Origin of the sequence: Actomonas spartinae (genome assembly GCF_051209155.1) — a bacterium.
Lineage (GTDB): Bacteria > Verrucomicrobiota > Verrucomicrobiia > Opitutales > Opitutaceae > Actomonas.
The window spans coordinates 1333265-1348219 of record NZ_JBPJGB010000002.1 but is presented as its reverse complement, the minus strand read 5'-3'; the positions used below and the strand labels follow the sequence as shown (position 1 = coordinate 1348219).

Genomic DNA, 14955 nt, shown 5'->3' with positions numbered 1-14955 from the left:
CCACCAACTCAGCCCACCCGCGCCGCCACCCGCCCGGCGATTTCGCCGCCGATGGCGAGCGAGGCGGTCGCCGCCGGACTCGGGGCATTGAGCACGTGCAGCGCGTTGTCGCGCTCAATCAGATCGAAGTCCTGCACCAGCCCGCCCGCCCGCGTCATCGCCTGCGCCCGCACCCCCGCACCGCCCGGCGCGAGGTCGGCCATCGTGATCTCGGGCACCAGGCGCTGCAACGAGGCGCAGAACAGTTCCTTGCTGAAGGACCGTCGCACCTCATCCCAACACATGCGGCCGTGCTGACGCATGAAACGCCACAAACCGGGAAACGTGAGCGCATCGAATAACTCGCCCAGCCGCACATCGGTCTTGCGATAACCCTCGCGCGCCGTCGCCAGAATCGCGTTGGGACCGGCCTCCACGCCGCCGTCGATCATCCGCGTGAAGTGCACGCCCAAAAACGGAAAGGTGGGGTCCGGCACCGGATAAATGAGATGCTTCACCAAATGCCGGCGCTCCGGCCGCAAGGTATAATACTCGCCGCGAAACGGCACGATGCGCGTGCCGCGTGCCTCGCCGGCCAGTTCGCTCACCTTGTCGCAGTGCAGGCCGGCGCAATTGACGATGAAGTCGACCGCCGTTTCCGCCTCGCCATGTCGCCCCCGCCAACCCGCGCCATCGCGAACCATGCCGCGCACCGGCGCACCGGCGAGCAGGTCCACGCCCGCTTCAGTGTTGGCCGCTACCAGCGCATCGATCACGGCCGCATAGTCGACAATGCCCTCTTCCGGGACCAGCACCGCCGCGACGCCTGCCGCGTGCGGTTCACGCTCCCGCAACTCCGCCTGCTGCAACCAGCGCAACCCACTCAAACCGTTGGCCGTGCCGCGTTCAAGCAGGGTGCGCAACCGAGACTCCTCCACTGCATCGGTCGCGATGACGACTTTGCCACACACCTCGTGCGCCACGCCGCGCTCGCGGCAAAAAGCGGTCATTTCGCGAATGCCCTCGACCGCCAGCCGCGCCTTGGCCGAGCCCGGTTTGTAGTAAAGGCCGGCATGCAACACCCCACTGTTGTGCGTGCTTTGGTGCCGCCCGAAGCCCGGCTCTTTTTCCCACAGCACGACCTCCGCCTGCGGCAGAGCCAGACGCAGTTTCCAAGCCGTGGCCAGACCGACCAAACCGCCACCGATCACGCCGAACTTCATGGCTTTGCAGAACAATCACCGGCGGCGAAGAGCGCAATCGGACAATCGCGCTTGTCGCCACCGGCGTTTCACGCTCTGGGTATTCGTTTCCATGAGCTCTGAATCCGTCGAAAACGTCGTCATCGTGGGCACCGGCTGCGCCGGCCTCACCGCCGCCATCTACACTGGCCGCGCCAACCTCAACCCCCTCGTGCTGGAAGGCACGCAGCCCGGCGGCCAGCTCACCACCACCTCGGAAGTGGAGAATTTCCCCGGCTTCCCGGAAGGCATCGACGGCTTCATGCTGATGGACAACCTGCGCAAGCAGGCCACGAAGTTCGGCGCCCGTTTCCAGCAGTCGCTGGTCGACTCGGTCGACTTCGCCAGCTCGCCCAAAAAACTCGTGTGCGGCGACAAGACCATCCTCGCCCACTCCATCATCATTGCCACCGGCGCCTCCCCGCGTATGACCGGCGTGCCCGGCGAAAAGGAACTTTTCGGCGGCAAGGGCGTGACCACCTGTGCCACCTGCGACGGCGCCTTCTACCGCAAGATGGACGTCGCCGTCATCGGCGGCGGCGACAGTGCGGCCGAGGAGGCGCTCTTCCTCACCCGTTTCTGCAGCAAGGTCTACCTCGTGCACCGCCGCGATGAATTGCGCGCCTCCAAGATCATGGCCGACCGCGCCACCTCGCATGAAAAAATCGAGATGGTGTGGGACAGCGTGCCGGTGGCCGTCGAAGGCGTCGAAGAGGGCGCCGTCTCCGGCCTGCGGATCAAGAACGTGAAAACCGGCGAGGAGAGCACGCTCGACATCAAGGGCCTCTTCGTCGCCATCGGCCACGTGCCCAACACCGGCCCGTTTGCCACCGCCGTCGACACCGATGACCAAGGCTACTTCAAGCCGGCCGCCGGCTCGCAGGTGCGCACCAACATCCCCGGCGTCTACGTTGCCGGCGACTGCGCCGACCACCACTACCGCCAGGCCATCACGGCCGCCGGCATGGGCTGCCAAGCCGCCATCGAGGCCGAGCGCTGGCTCGCCGAGCAGGAATAACCGTTCTCGCTCAACCGCCATTCATCGCCGCTGCCACCGCCGGCAGCGGCTTTTTTGTGCCCGGCACCGGGCACGGGGGAACCAAGGTGTTTTCCTCAATTTACTTCACGAACCCCCGACCGGGACGAAAACCAGCGGAACGCTCGACCCGAACCACCGGACCGACCCATGCAACTCAACGTCACGCAGAAGATCTTTCTTGTCACCGCCACCGCCGGGCTCGCATTGGCGACGCTCGGCGTGGTCGTGTTCGGCACCTTTAAGCAAGTTGTGATCAGCAGCGACAAACTCACCGAGCTGAACGCTGCGCTGAAAAACCACCAAGCCGCAGACATGATGCATGACGCCGTGCGCGGGGACGTCATCTCCTTTCGACTCGCGCAGGTCACCGGCGACACCGCGCTGGCCGAGGCTGCCCAATCCGAGCTGGCGGACCACGGGCAAGAACTCCGCGATCGCATCACCGCCAACGAGCAGCTGGCGCTACCCGCTGAAGTCGACGCTTTGATCCGACCGACGCGGGCGCCTCTGGAGCACTATTTGCAGGCTGGCCAGGATTTGATGGCGCTTTCGTCCAGCGACGGAGCCCGTCTCGACCAGGCCATGCAGACCTTTCTCAACGCGTTCGACGAACTCGAGGATGCCATGGCGGCGGTCAGTGACCAGCTGGTCGAGACCATGCAGGAAACCCAGCTGGCCAGCGCCAACTTGGTGGCGGGCTTCAAGCGCACGCTGCTTGCCGGCCTGGGCCTCTCCGCCATCGCCCTCACCCTCGTAAGCCTGCTGGTGGCCCGCAGCGTGCCGCGCCCCTTCGCCGCGATCATTGCGGAACTCAGCCGCACCTCTTCGCTCAACACCGACGCCGCCCGGGTGGTGGCGAACAGCAGCGCCGAGCTGGCCGACGCTGCCAACACCCAGGCCGCCTCCCTGGAACAAGTCAGCGCCTCCCTCGAGGAGGTCGCCGGCATGACTGCCCGCAACACCCAACACGCCGAGCGGGCCAAGACCTTGAGCGGAGCCGCCCGCGATGGCGTTGAAGTCGGGACCTCCCAGATGGAACGCATGGAAGCCGCGATGGACGCCATCAAGAAGGCCAGCGAGGAGATCGCGGCCATTTTGAAGACGATCGATGAGATCGCGTTCCAAACCAACATCCTCGCGCTCAACGCTGCCGTCGAAGCCGCCCGCGCCGGCGAAGCCGGCGCCGGTTTCGCCGTCGTCGCCGACGAAGTGCGCGCACTCGCCCAACGCAGCGCCAAAGCGGCCAGCGAGGTCGAGGACAAGATTTCCGATGCCATTCAGCGAACCGGTGCCGGTGTCTCCATCTGCGCCGAAGTTTCCGCAAATCTCGGTTCCATCGCCCAGCAGGTGCGCGAGGTCGACGACCTGATGCGCGAGATTTCATCCGCCTCCGAAGAGCAGGCGCAAAACACCCAGCAGGTGAACTCCGCCGTCTCGCAAATGGACCAGATCGTGCAAAGCAGCGCCGCCCAAGCCCAGGAGAGTTCCTCCACCGCGCACGACCTCTCGGAACAAGCCAACTCGCTGGAATCCATTGTGGAACGCCTCGCCGCGCTGGTCGGACGCCAAAGCGCGCAAGCGCCCGCCCCCGCAGATCTCCCGCCCGCCGCCATCGCGACGAAAGTTCGGCCTCGTTCGTCCGCCTCGCTCGTGCGCGCGTGAGATCGGAATGGCGGGAGGAACTTTCATCGGCTTTCAACTTGCCCGGGCGCAATGAGCGGACCGCACTGGGCTCGTGTGCTCCGCCCCGTCACCGTCCGACCCCTCCCCGCCCTGGGGTTGCATTGAACGCCTCTTGCCGCGCGAGATCGAAGCCATCGCCGCCGCCGTGCCGGTGGCCTATTTGCCGTGGGGCGCGCTGGAGTATCACGGCACGCACGCCGCGACCGGCCTCGACAGTCTGAAGGCCAGCGCCTTGTGCCGCGCGCTCGCCCGGGAAGTGGGCGGCCTGGTCTACCCGGCCGTGCACCTCGCCGCCAACACGATCAAGACCGCGCCCGACCTCAACTTCCCGCGCCACTCGGTTGATTTCTCGGAGTCGACCCTCCGCCTGGTGGCACGCGAGTATTTCGCACAACTCGCCGACGAAGGCCATCGGGTCGTCTTCGTGCTCTGCGGTCACGTCGGCCAGCCGCATTACGACATCCTCAAGGACGAGGCCCGTGCCGCGGACGCGGCGGCGGCCAAGACCACCTTCATCGCCACCTCGGAAACCGATCTGGTCCCGCCGGAGCTTTTCATCGTCAACCATGCCGCCCTCGGTGAAGTCGCCTTGCTGATGGCGTCGGACCCCGAGTGCGTGGACCTTGCTCGATTGCCCGCCGACCGCGAACCCACCCTCGAACAGGACGCGGTTTGGGGACCCGATCCACGCCCGGCCACCGCCGAGCTTGGCCAACGTTTTACCACGGCGTTTGTGGCGGCGGCCGCCGCCCGCATTCGCCCTCACCTTTCCTGATATGAAGTATCGCACCCTCGGCCGCACCGGCCTCTCCGTCAGCGAAGTCAGCCTCGGCACCTGGTCCTTCGGCTCACCAATCTACGGCGGTGTCGACAACTCCGATGCCCACGCCGCGATTCGCGGCGCGCTGGACCTCGGTATCAACCTGTTCGATACCGCGCCGCTCTACGGCACCAAGGAGGAGGATGGCATCGCCGAAAAGGTGCTGGGCCAGGCCTTGTGCGCCGACCGCGACCAGGTGACCCTTGCCACCAAGTTCGGGCGCTACCCCACGCGCGGACACCTCAACACCTTCTATTCGGCCGCCGGCGTGACACAGTCCGTCGAGGACAGCCTGCGCCGACTTGGCACCGATCGCCTCGACGTGCTGTTCTTTCATTCCCCTTTTGGCCCCGACCAGATCGAGGATGACGTGTGGGGCGCGCTCGACGCCCTGAAGGCGAGCGGCAAGGTCCGTTTCGTCGGCCATTCGGTTTCCCTGCCCGACAAGACCAGCGACATGACCCGGGATTGGGCGGCCGATGGTCGCATCGACGTGGTGCAGTTGGTGTGGAGCCTCATGAATCGCGAAAACGCCGCCCTCATCGCCGATCTCGCGGCCATGAACATCGGCATTGTTGCCCGCGAATCGCTCGCCAACGGGTTCCTGGCTGGCGTCTACACGCCGGAAACGACCTTCCCCGCCGGCCACCTGAACGCCCGCTATTCCCGCGAAGAGATCGTCGAACGGGTCGCGGTCGCCGAAAACTACCGCGACGCGCTCGTGAGCGGCGACATCTCGACCCTCGCCCAAGCCGCGCTGCGCTGGGTGCTCGACCAACCGGGCATCGCGACCGTGCTGGCCGGCTCCAGCCGTTTGAGCGAAATCGCCGATTGCGCCGGGGCCGCCGACGCCGGCGCCTTCGCGCCCGCGCAACTGGCCCGCGCCCAGGAGATCCACACCAAGGATTTCCCCCCGGCCTAGGAGTTGTCCTCACCCGCCACGGCTTTCCCCCGGGAAGGAAGCTGGCAGACCGCATCCAAATCCGTGCCAACCCGTGTCATCCGTGGCTCCTCGCAGCCTCGGCTTGAGCTGACACGTTTGTCCTAGCGCGGCCCCCGCGAGACGCCACTGCCCGCGCAAAAGCGGCGCTTCGCCCCATAATTTAGAATAATTCCAATTCCTACTTGCGAATTGGAACCATTCCAAATTCGGTGACCGACTCTTTCGAACCATGTCTGTCACCGAATCCACTGCCCTACAGCCGACCGAGCGCCTCACCGCCGCCGGTCTGCGCCCCACCGCGCAGCGCGAGACCGTTTACCAAGTCCTTCTCAACAAGCGCGACCACCCCACCGCCGATGAGGTTTTTGCCCGGGTAAAGGAGGCGATGCCGTCCATCTCGCTGGCCACGGTCTACAACTGCTTGGAAGCACTGGTGCAGCACGAGCTCGTCCGCGCCGTCAATTTCGAGCGCGCGCCCACCCGCTACTGCCCCAACCTGCGGCCCCACGCCCACTTCCACGACGAAGGCGGCAACACGCTCGACGTCGACCTGCCGGCCACGCTGCTCGAACAGCTCCGTTCCCTGCTCCCGAGTGGCTACACTGCCAAACACATTGAAATCAACTTTCACGGCAAAGCGCCCACCGCCTGAGGCCCCGCTGCTCCCTTTTACTGTCACGCTTCCCTTTCACTGAATCACATGAACTCCCTCGAAATCCGAGACCTCACCGTCGCCCTCGCCGACACTCCTGAAACGCCCATCGTGAAGGGCCTCAACCTCACGATCAAAACCGGCGAAGTGCACGCCATCATGGGCCCGAACGGCACGGGTAAGTCCACCCTCTCCAAGGCCATCGCCGGCCACCCGGACTACACCATCACCGGCGGCGACGTCCTCATCGACGGCGAGTCGATCCTCGAGATGGAGCCCGACGAGCGCGCCCGCGCCGGCATCTTCCTCGCCTTCCAATACCCGTCCGAAATCCCCGGCGTTTCCATCGCCAACTTCCTCCGCGCCGCCGAACAGGCCCGCCTCGGCGAGGGCGAGAACGTCGACGCTCCGGCCTTCTACAAGAAGCTCTACGCCAAGATGGACGCGCTGAAGATTGACCGCAAATTCACCGCCCGCGCCGTCAACGACGGTTTCTCCGGCGGCGAAAAGAAACGCTGCGAGATCCTCCAGATGGCCATGCTCGAGCCGCTCTTTGCCCTGATGGATGAGACGGACTCCGGTCTCGACATCGACGCCCTCAAGGTCGTCGCCGAAGGCGTCAACGCCCTCCGCGGTGACAAGCTCGGTGTCCTCCTCATCACCCACTACCAACGCCTGCTCAACTACATCGTGCCGGACTTTGTGCACGTCATGTATGACGGTCGCATCGTGAAGAGCGGTGACAAGTCTCTCGCTCTCGAGCTCGAGGAAAAGGGCTACGACTGGGTGAAGGAAGAGTTCGCCGCCGCGACCGCCTGAGCAGCGGACCCGATCGAAAATCGATAATCCAAAATCGAAAATCACATGAAGCCTCTCGAAGAACTGGAGACGCCCGCCGTCGAAAACCCCGCCGAGGGTATCGACCAGTCCGCCGGCGATTTCACCTATAACGTCAAATACGACTACGACGCTGGCACTGGCCTCAACGAGAACGTCGTGCGCTACATCAGCGACGTGAAGAAGGAGGAGGACTGGATCCGCGAGTTTCGCCTCAAGGCCCTCAAGGTCTTCCAGGATAAGCCCATGCCCACGCACTGGGCGACCAAGGACCTCGACAACATCGAGTTCGACAAGATCCGTTACTACCTCGCCCAAGGCCAGAAGCCCAAGCGCACGTGGGATGAGGTGCCCGACGACATCAAGCAGACCTTCGAGCGTCTCGGCATCCCCGAACAGGAGCGCAAGTTCCTCGCCGGCGTCGAGGCTCAGTTCGACTCCGAGGCGGCCTATTCCAACGTGAAGGAAATTGTCGCCAAGCAGGGCGTCATCTTCATGGGCTCCACCGAGGCCCTCCGCGAGCACCCCGAGATCTTCCGCAAGTGGTTCGGCAAGGTCATCCCGACCTCCGACAACAAGTTCTCCGCCCTCAACAGCGCGGTGTTCTCCGGCGGCTCATTCATCTACGTGCCCCCGGGCGTGAAGGTCGACATGCCGTTGCAGGCCTACTTCCGTATCAACGCGGAGAACTTTGGCCAATTCGAGCGCACCCTCATCATCGTCGATGAAGGCGCCGAGGTCACCTACATGGAGGGCTGCACCGCGCCGAAATTCTCCACCGCCACCCTGCACTCGGCCGTCGTCGAGCTCGTGGCGATGAAGAACGCGAAGATCCAATACATCACCGTCCAAAACTGGGCGCCCAACGTTTACAACCTCGTCACGAAACGCGGTCTCGCGCACGAGGGCGCCGAGATCAAGTGGATCGACTGCAACATCGGCAGCCGCCTCACCATGAAGTATCCGGGCGTCGTCCTGAAGGGTGAAGGCGCTCGCGGCGAAGTCGTTTCCATCGCCCTCGCCAACGACGGCCAGCACCAGGACACCGGCGCCAAGATGATTCACGCCGCCGACAACACGACCTCCACCGTCGTGTCCAAGTCCATCTCCGTCGGCCAGGGCGTCGCCACCTACCGCGGCGTCGTGCACATCCCGAAGCACCTCAAGGGCTGCAAGAACAACACCGAGTGCGACGCGCTCCTCATCAATTCCAACTCCCGCACCGACACCTACCCGGCCATCACCGTGCGTGGCGACAAACACGCCACCCAGCACGAGGCCTCGGTGTCCAAGGTGAATGAAGAGATGATCTTCTACATGCAGCAGCGCGGCCTCACCGAAGCGCAGGCCATGAGCCTCGCCGTCAACGGCTTCGTCAACGACCTCGTGCGCCAGTTCCCCATGGAATACAGCGTCGAGCTCAAGCGCCTCATCGACCTCGAGATGGAAGGCAGCGTCGGCTAACGCCGACGCGGTGAGGAGTGAAAGGGACTAAGTGAGGCAAACGCGCCGCACGGTCCCGATCACTCCCCCGGCCCCTTTCACTCACTCCCTTTCACTTCTGATTTTCCGTCCATGGCTCAGCCTCTCACTCAGCAACCCAACGTCGGCTTCTCCATCAATGCCGAGCGCTTCAACACCCACCTGCAGCAGCGCAGCTACCTGCCCGCGTGGTGGATCGCCGCCAAGCAGGAAGCGTGGAACGAATTCGTCGCCCGTCCGATGCCCAAGCGCACCGACGAGACCTGGCGCTTCTCCAACCTCGCCGGCCTCTCGCTCGATGGCTTCATCGTGCCCGAGGATCCGTCGAGCCTCGTGCCGCACCTGCCCGACTTCCCCCACGCCGCCGAGATCGTGTTCTCCAATCGCCAACTCGTCGGCCGCACTGCGCTCCCGCAGGACCTCGTTGACCAAGGCGTGATCTTCGCCCCGCTCGACGAAGCCCTCCGCGATCACCCGGAGCTCATCCGCCGCTACTTCCAGCAGCACGGCGTGAACCTCGGCAGCGAAAAGTTCATCGCGCTCAACATCGCCTTCGCCGCCTCTGGCGCCTTCCTCTACGTGCCGAAAAACGTGAAGGTCGACCTGCCCTTCGTCGTGCAGCACACCCTCACCGGCGATAAACAATCCATCTTCCCGCACACCATCGTGGCCCTCGAGGACAACGCCGAAGCGACCTTCGTCGAGTTTTTCGTCTCCGGGGACAAGGCCGCCCACCTCACCTCCGGCGTCAACGACCTCCACGCCGGCCCGGGCGCCAAACTCACCTACGTCGGTGCGCAAAACTGGTCGGACGACACCCTCTCCTTCCAGTCCAACAGCCTCGCCGCCCAGCGTGACGCCCGCATCACCTGCCTCAACGTGCACCTCGGCGGCCGCCAGGCCCGCCACGAATCCCACTCGCGCCTCCAAGGCCCCGGCGCCCACTGTGATATGCTCGCCCTCACCGTGGCCAAGGGCACCCAGGAGTTCGATCAGCGCACGCTGCAGACCCATCAGGCGCCGCACACCACCTCGGACCTGCTCTACAAGAACGCGCTGCTCGACAAGGCGAAGACCATCTTCTCCGGCCTCATCGTCGTCGAACCCGACGCCCAGCAGACCGACGCCTACCAGACCAATCGTAACCTCATGCTCTCCGAGGAGGCCGAGGCCAACAGCCTGCCCGGTCTAGAAATTCAGGCCAACGATGTGAAGTGCTCGCACGGCGCCACCTCCGGCCGCGTCCCGCAGGAGCAGGAGTTCTACCTCCAGTCCCGCGGCATCGACCCGACCAAGGCTCACGAACTCATCGTCTTCGGCTTCTTTGAAGAGGTCCTCGACAAGCTCGAAAACGACGACCTCCACGCCGTCCTCAGCAACCTCATCCAGTCCAAGTTTAAGAAGTAAACAACAGCCCACGAAACACACCCAAAGGCACGAAACCACAGCCGCCTGAACCACCTGCTTTCCTTTCGTGTTCTTTCGAGTTTTTAGTGGGCAACAAAACCCATGAACCGCGACCGCACCCTCTCCCGCGACATCACCGCCACGCAGATCCCGTCGGGCGACAAGCACACGCTCTTCGCCGACTCCAAGGTATTCATCCACCAAATACTCGGCGGCAGCTACACCGTGCAGACCGACACCGGCCTCTACCGCATCGACGGCAAGGACGCCGACGCCATTGGTGAGGAAGTCGTCGAGGAAAAGGTCGAGGCGACCACCACCGCCGACGGCGCGCCCGATCCGGACGCCGTGTGGGAACAGCTCAAGAAGGTCTACGATCCCGAGATCCCGGTGAACATCGTCGACCTCGGCCTCGTCTACTCCATGGACGTGATCAAACTCGACGACGACCAAGGCTACAAAGTCGACGTCGCCATGACCCTCACCGCCCCCGGCTGTGGCATGGGCCCGGCCATTGCCGAAGACGCCAAGAGCAAGATCATCCTCGTCCCCGGCGTCAGCATGGCCGAAGTCCGCCTCGTCTGGGAACCAGCCTGGACCCAGTCGATGATCAGCGAAGAGGGCAAAATGGTCCTCGGCTTGATCTGAGACCTCACCGTCCTCCGACCATGCTTCACTACCACGTCTGGTTCGATCTGAAACCCGACGTGGCCGAGGCTCACGGCCTGCAAGTCATCCGCGACTTCATGGCCTCGTTGACGGAGCACGGCGCCGGCTGCACCAGCCAATTGCTGCGCAACCGTGGCGCGCCGCCCCGCTCCCAACTGGGTCGCTTCCACGCCCTTTTCGTCTTTCCGGACGACGCAACCTTTCAGACCGCCATGAAGGCCCAGGCCCAGCGTGGCATCCACACCGGCCCCCACGGGGCAGTCGTCGAGGTGGTTTCCAATTTTCACGTCGAAATCTTCGACGAGACCTGAGGCCGAATTTGCCAGTGAACGGTTCGCGGCACCGGCATGGCCGCGAACGGATCGCGGGTTCATCATCGGGCCCGCATGAAGACGTCGCTGCCCCTCCTGCTTTGCCTGCTCACCGCCGGCCTCACGGGCGCGCCCCACGATCCCGTGCGCCTCTGGCCCGGGGCGGCCCCGAATGACCCGGCGGGGCTTCCCGCCGAGATCGCGGAAACCTCCGCTGCCGATCCCGCGACGCGCACCCGCGCCGTGACGCGCATCAGCAACGTCACCGTGCCGACGCTCCAGGTGTTTTCGCCCGACCCCGTCATCGACACCGGCGCCGCCGCGCTGGTGTGCCCAGGCGGTGGATACGCCCGGCTGGCTATGGACAAGGAAGGCACCGAAATCTGCGACTGGCTCAACTCCATCGGGGTCACCGGCATCCTGCTCAAATACCGGGTCCCGGAACGCGCTGGTTTTCAGCGCCATGAGCTGCCGCTCCAGGACGCCCAACGCGCCATGGGTTGGGTGCGGCAACACGCCGGCGAACTCGGCATCGACCCCGCACGCATCGGGGTGATTGGCTTTTCCGCCGGCGCCCACCTCGGGGCGGTGTTGAGCAACAACCACGCGGAGCGCACCTACGAGCCGATCGACGCAGCCGACACCTTCAGCTGTCGTCCCGCGTTCGCCATGATTCTTTACCCCGGCTATCTGCGTTCGGGCGACTACGGCGTGGCCCCGGAGCTTGCGGTCGCCGCCGACAAAACGCCGCCCACCTTCATCGTGCAGACTCAGGACGACGGCGCGCACATCGAAAACGCCGTGAATTACTTCATCGCGCTGCAGGCCGCCAAGGTCTCGGCCGAGATGCACCTCTACCCTGTCGGTGGCCACGGCTACGGCCTGCGTCAAAAAGGCCACCGCGTCTCAACCTGGCCGGACCGGGCGGCCGAATGGCTGGCCGATCACGGTTTTCTCTGAGCAGCCGGCGGCCGGGCGAAGCCAAGCAATGCGCTTGTCGCAAACAAGCAACAAAGACAGCTACGCCGCTTTACGTATGGCAGAGGCCATCGAAACCGCTAGACTCCGCATATCCCGACGCGGTGCGCCCGCTGCATTCCACCAACTGCCTCGATTCCCGTAATTGTTGGCGGCGGAACTGCACATGGCATGCAGGGTGCACACCTCGCCGTGCACTCCCGCTCCATGCCTTCAAACTCGACTCGACCCACCTACGCCGAGCGTTACTGCAAACACCACCGCATCTCACCCGAGGCCTACCACATGCACCTGCTTGGCCGCAGCCTGCATGCCCCGTTGCGATTCGTCTGGCCGCTGCTGCGTTCGACCCTACGCGACTACTTGGAACCCGACATCGCCTGCGTGCAGGCGACCGGCCGACTCTCACGCCGCCGCGAACTCGAAAGCGAGCTCGTCGAATATTCCTATCATCCGCGCAACCGCACCTTCTGGCGGCGCATCTTGCAGCAGCGTCTGTCGACCCGCCGCGTCCGGCGAAACCTCCGCGATCTGCCGGACGAGTGACTCGCCCGGCACATCACGTCGACCAAGTCAGATCACCGCGACCGCTTCCATCTCCACCAGGAGATCGTGGCGGCAAACATCGGCCATGACCGGGACAAAGGGAATTTCCGGCACCTGCAGCAAGCGGCAGACCCGTTGCCACGCTTCCCATGCCTCCGCATTCTTACAGAAGAGGGTCGCCGAAGTGATGTTGCGCAGCGAGCCGCCTTCATTCTCCAGAATTGCCGCGATGCACATGAGGGTTTCGAGACTCTGCAATTCGGGATCATCCAGATGCACGCTCTCGCCGGCCGGGTTGATGCTCGCGGTGCCCGAAATGTGCACCGTGCGCCGGCCTTCGATATCGAGACGCATGCCACGCGAGAAAGCCGAACCGTAGTTGAAGGACTGGTCCTGCCGCGGGCTGCGTTGAATCGCGGTGGCGATGGGCGCGGCGTTCTCATCGAGCGACTCCACCGCCAGCACATCCATCATGCATTCCTCGTCAGCACAGTGGCATTGGATGCCGGTGCTCGCCGGATAGGGCAGCCCGCCGGGCCCGCCAAAACCGGCCGGACGATAGTAGCGCGTGCGCACGCGGTTGAAATCATCATACCACTCGAGCAGTCGCTCCATGTAGATCCAGGTGCGCACCACCTGGGCAAAGCCAACGCCGTGTGCTTCCAGGGCCGAGGCCGCATTGCCAAACATCGCTTCGGCCTGCGCCGGGGCATCACCTGCCAGTGAACCGTCGGCCAAGGTGCCCCGCACAAACGGCAGGTAGAGCATGCGAAAACCGGGCCCATGCCACATGCGCCCGCAACAGGTGCCCGGCGTCTCGACCGTGTTGACCTCGACGCCACGGGCGTGCGGCACCATGCCCCACAATTGCCATCCGACGAGATCACCTTCGCCCAGCGGCCGACCCTCAATCCAGGTCGCCGCCATCCGCACGTCCAACTCATGATGACGAAAGATCTCGTCACGGATACGCAGCACCGCCTCCCGCGCACTCGAACGACCATAGAGTTTTTCCGCGATCGGTTGGATCCCATACTCCGTGAGCAGATGGGCCGCCTGCTCCAACAAGGACTGGGCCGCGGCTGCAACCGCCAAGGGTTCGACCATCAGCCCGGTGAGGTGAAATTCGGTGAATGAAGGGCGCTTGGTCGCCCGGATTTCGAAGCGGCACGACTTCAACATCACGCGCAAGGAAAGCGTGTCATCCGTCGTCGACTGAGCCACTCCGTGAAACGATACCCGGGAGTCGCTTGCAGGGAGGGGGTCTGAGGTATGGGTGGGGGTTTTCATGGCAAATCTTGGACGCAGCGGAAGCCCGTGTCGGGCTGCCAGTAACCGGGGTTCGCCCACAGGCGCCGCGCGCCCCGGGCATTGAAGGCGGCTTGGCCGAGGGAGCCTCCCGCCCAACAGCCGCCCCGCAAAACTTTGCGAGTGTCGGTCTCGCGTCCCTGCCGGTTCGCACGGAATAGCGGGGCCGCTGGGTCCGGCCCGGGCAGCTCGCCGTTTGGCAGTCCGACATGACCGGTCGGGTTCCGCTCCCGCGCGGTCTGCGTGTAGGTGGCCGGGCCATACCAATCGGCGCACCACTCCCACACGTTGCCCGCCATGTCCTCACAACCGTAGACGCTCGCCCCTGCCGGGTAGCTGCCGACCGGCGCGGGTCCCGCTTGCCAGTCCAAGCCCACCCTAGCCCGTGTCGGCTCCCACTCCGCTCCCCATGGATAGCGTCGGGCCTCGCCGCCGCGGGCGGCTTTTTCCCATTCCGCTTCGGTGGGCAGGCGCTTCCCGCACCAGGAGGCAAACGCCGCCGCATCGCGCCACGAGACGCTGCGCACCGGCAGCTGCGCCTGGGCCGCCACAAGGCCGCGGACCGCCGGATCCTGGGCCAGCTCTTCAATCGATGCGTTGGCGTGTCGCAGGTCGGCCGACCCGATCAGTTCACGCAAGGCAGCCACCCCGGCACGCCAACGCAAAATGTCCCGGGCGCGATCCGTCGCCCCGGGTTCGTCCTCCGCCCGCTCCATCGCTTCCATCGCCCCAAAGGGCACGCCGTAACGGGCCTCGTAATGGCGCAACAGATCGAGACAACCCTCCACCGCATAACGAAACCACGCACCCTCCAATCGGTCATAGGCGCCCGTCTCCCGCACAAACCGCGCAAACGCCGACACCGTCACTTCGTGGCGATCGATGTAGTAGGCATCCAAATACACCAAGTGTGCCGGCGCCTCGTCATAGGCACCATCGTCCGCCCCCATGGTGAAGCTTCCGGCGGGCACCAGCACCATGCCGGAAGGCGGCAGGGCCGCTGACTCCATTGTGCCCGCCCCCAGGGCCAGCACCGGGCCCAGGGCGGTCAGCGTTAGCA

At 64.7% G+C, this 14955-nt stretch carries 15 protein-coding genes; 12 read left to right on the top strand and 3 right to left on the bottom strand.

The window, feature by feature from the left end; translation table 11 throughout:
• Nucleotides 1–8 precede the first annotated feature (8 nt).
• Nucleotides 9–1202 (bottom strand): L-2-hydroxyglutarate oxidase, encoded by a 1194-nt coding sequence (lhgO, locus tag AC0MRV_RS13230; protein ID WP_472764956.1) that lies wholly within the window; start codon nucleotides 1200–1202, stop codon nucleotides 9–11.
• A gap of 91 nt (nucleotides 1203–1293) precedes the next feature.
• On the opposite strand from lhgO, the gene trxB reads away from it, so the two are divergent.
• The 12 genes from trxB (at nucleotide 1294) to AC0MRV_RS13170 (ending at nucleotide 12587) form a co-directional block, all read left to right on the top strand.
• A complete protein-coding gene (gene trxB / locus AC0MRV_RS13225) occupies nucleotides 1294–2238 on the top strand; it encodes a thioredoxin-disulfide reductase (protein WP_472764955.1) in 945 nt (314 codons plus the stop codon).
• Nucleotides 2239–2406: 168 nt separating this feature from the next.
• Entirely contained in the window at nucleotides 2407–3921 is a 1515-nt protein-coding gene (locus tag AC0MRV_RS13220; protein WP_472764954.1) for a methyl-accepting chemotaxis protein, read from the top strand.
• A 133-nt stretch (nucleotides 3922–4054) separates the two neighbouring features.
• Nucleotides 4055–4717 (top strand): creatininase family protein, encoded by a 663-nt coding sequence (locus AC0MRV_RS13215; RefSeq protein ID WP_472764953.1) that lies wholly within the window; start codon nucleotides 4055–4057, stop codon nucleotides 4715–4717.
• Nucleotide 4718: 1 nt separating this feature from the next.
• Nucleotides 4719–5684: an aldo/keto reductase gene (locus AC0MRV_RS13210; protein ID WP_472764952.1), complete on the top strand. Its 966-nt coding sequence runs from the start codon at nucleotides 4719–4721 to the stop codon at nucleotides 5682–5684.
• Nucleotides 5685–5934: 250 nt separating this feature from the next.
• Entirely contained in the window at nucleotides 5935–6357 is a 423-nt protein-coding gene (locus AC0MRV_RS13205) for a Fur family transcriptional regulator (RefSeq protein ID WP_472764951.1), read from the top strand.
• A 48-nt stretch (nucleotides 6358–6405) separates the two neighbouring features.
• Nucleotides 6406–7176: a Fe-S cluster assembly ATPase SufC gene (gene sufC, locus AC0MRV_RS13200; protein WP_472764950.1), complete on the top strand. Its 771-nt coding sequence runs from the start codon at nucleotides 6406–6408 to the stop codon at nucleotides 7174–7176.
• 45 nt (nucleotides 7177–7221) lie between these two features.
• Nucleotides 7222–8658, top strand: a complete 1437-nt coding sequence (gene sufB, locus AC0MRV_RS13195) for a Fe-S cluster assembly protein SufB (RefSeq protein WP_472764949.1) — start codon at nucleotides 7222–7224, stop codon at nucleotides 8656–8658.
• A 111-nt stretch (nucleotides 8659–8769) separates the two neighbouring features.
• Nucleotides 8770–10083 carry a Fe-S cluster assembly protein SufD gene (sufD, locus tag AC0MRV_RS13190; protein WP_472764948.1) on the top strand — a complete coding sequence of 438 codons (1314 nt, stop codon included), beginning with the start codon at nucleotides 8770–8772 and terminating at the stop codon, nucleotides 10081–10083.
• Nucleotides 10084–10185: 102 nt separating this feature from the next.
• Nucleotides 10186–10731, top strand: coding sequence for a putative Fe-S cluster assembly protein SufT (gene sufT / locus AC0MRV_RS13185; protein ID WP_472764947.1), 546 nt, complete (start codon nucleotides 10186–10188; stop codon nucleotides 10729–10731).
• Nucleotides 10732–10751: 20 nt separating this feature from the next.
• Nucleotides 10752–11063, top strand: coding sequence for a DUF6614 family protein (locus AC0MRV_RS13180; protein WP_472764946.1), 312 nt, complete (start codon nucleotides 10752–10754; stop codon nucleotides 11061–11063).
• Nucleotides 11064–11138: 75 nt separating this feature from the next.
• Nucleotides 11139–12023 carry an alpha/beta hydrolase gene (locus AC0MRV_RS13175; protein ID WP_472764945.1) on the top strand — a complete coding sequence of 295 codons (885 nt, stop codon included), beginning with the start codon at nucleotides 11139–11141 and terminating at the stop codon, nucleotides 12021–12023.
• 225 nt (nucleotides 12024–12248) lie between these two features.
• A complete protein-coding gene (locus AC0MRV_RS13170; RefSeq protein ID WP_472764944.1) occupies nucleotides 12249–12587 on the top strand; it encodes a hypothetical protein in 339 nt (112 codons plus the stop codon).
• 27 nt (nucleotides 12588–12614) lie between these two features.
• Here the strand turns inward: AC0MRV_RS13170 and AC0MRV_RS13165 are convergent, their stop codons facing one another.
• Together AC0MRV_RS13165 and AC0MRV_RS13160 are read right to left on the bottom strand one after the other, a co-directional pair.
• The gene (locus tag AC0MRV_RS13165; RefSeq protein WP_472764943.1) at nucleotides 12615–13769 is read right to left on the bottom strand and encodes a RidA family protein; all 1155 of its coding nucleotides are present in this window, start codon (nucleotides 13767–13769) and stop codon (nucleotides 12615–12617) included.
• A 104-nt stretch (nucleotides 13770–13873) separates the two neighbouring features.
• The gene (locus AC0MRV_RS13160) at nucleotides 13874–14905 is read right to left on the bottom strand and encodes a formylglycine-generating enzyme family protein (protein ID WP_472764942.1); all 1032 of its coding nucleotides are present in this window, start codon (nucleotides 14903–14905) and stop codon (nucleotides 13874–13876) included.
• Nucleotides 14906–14955: the final 50 nt, after the last annotated feature.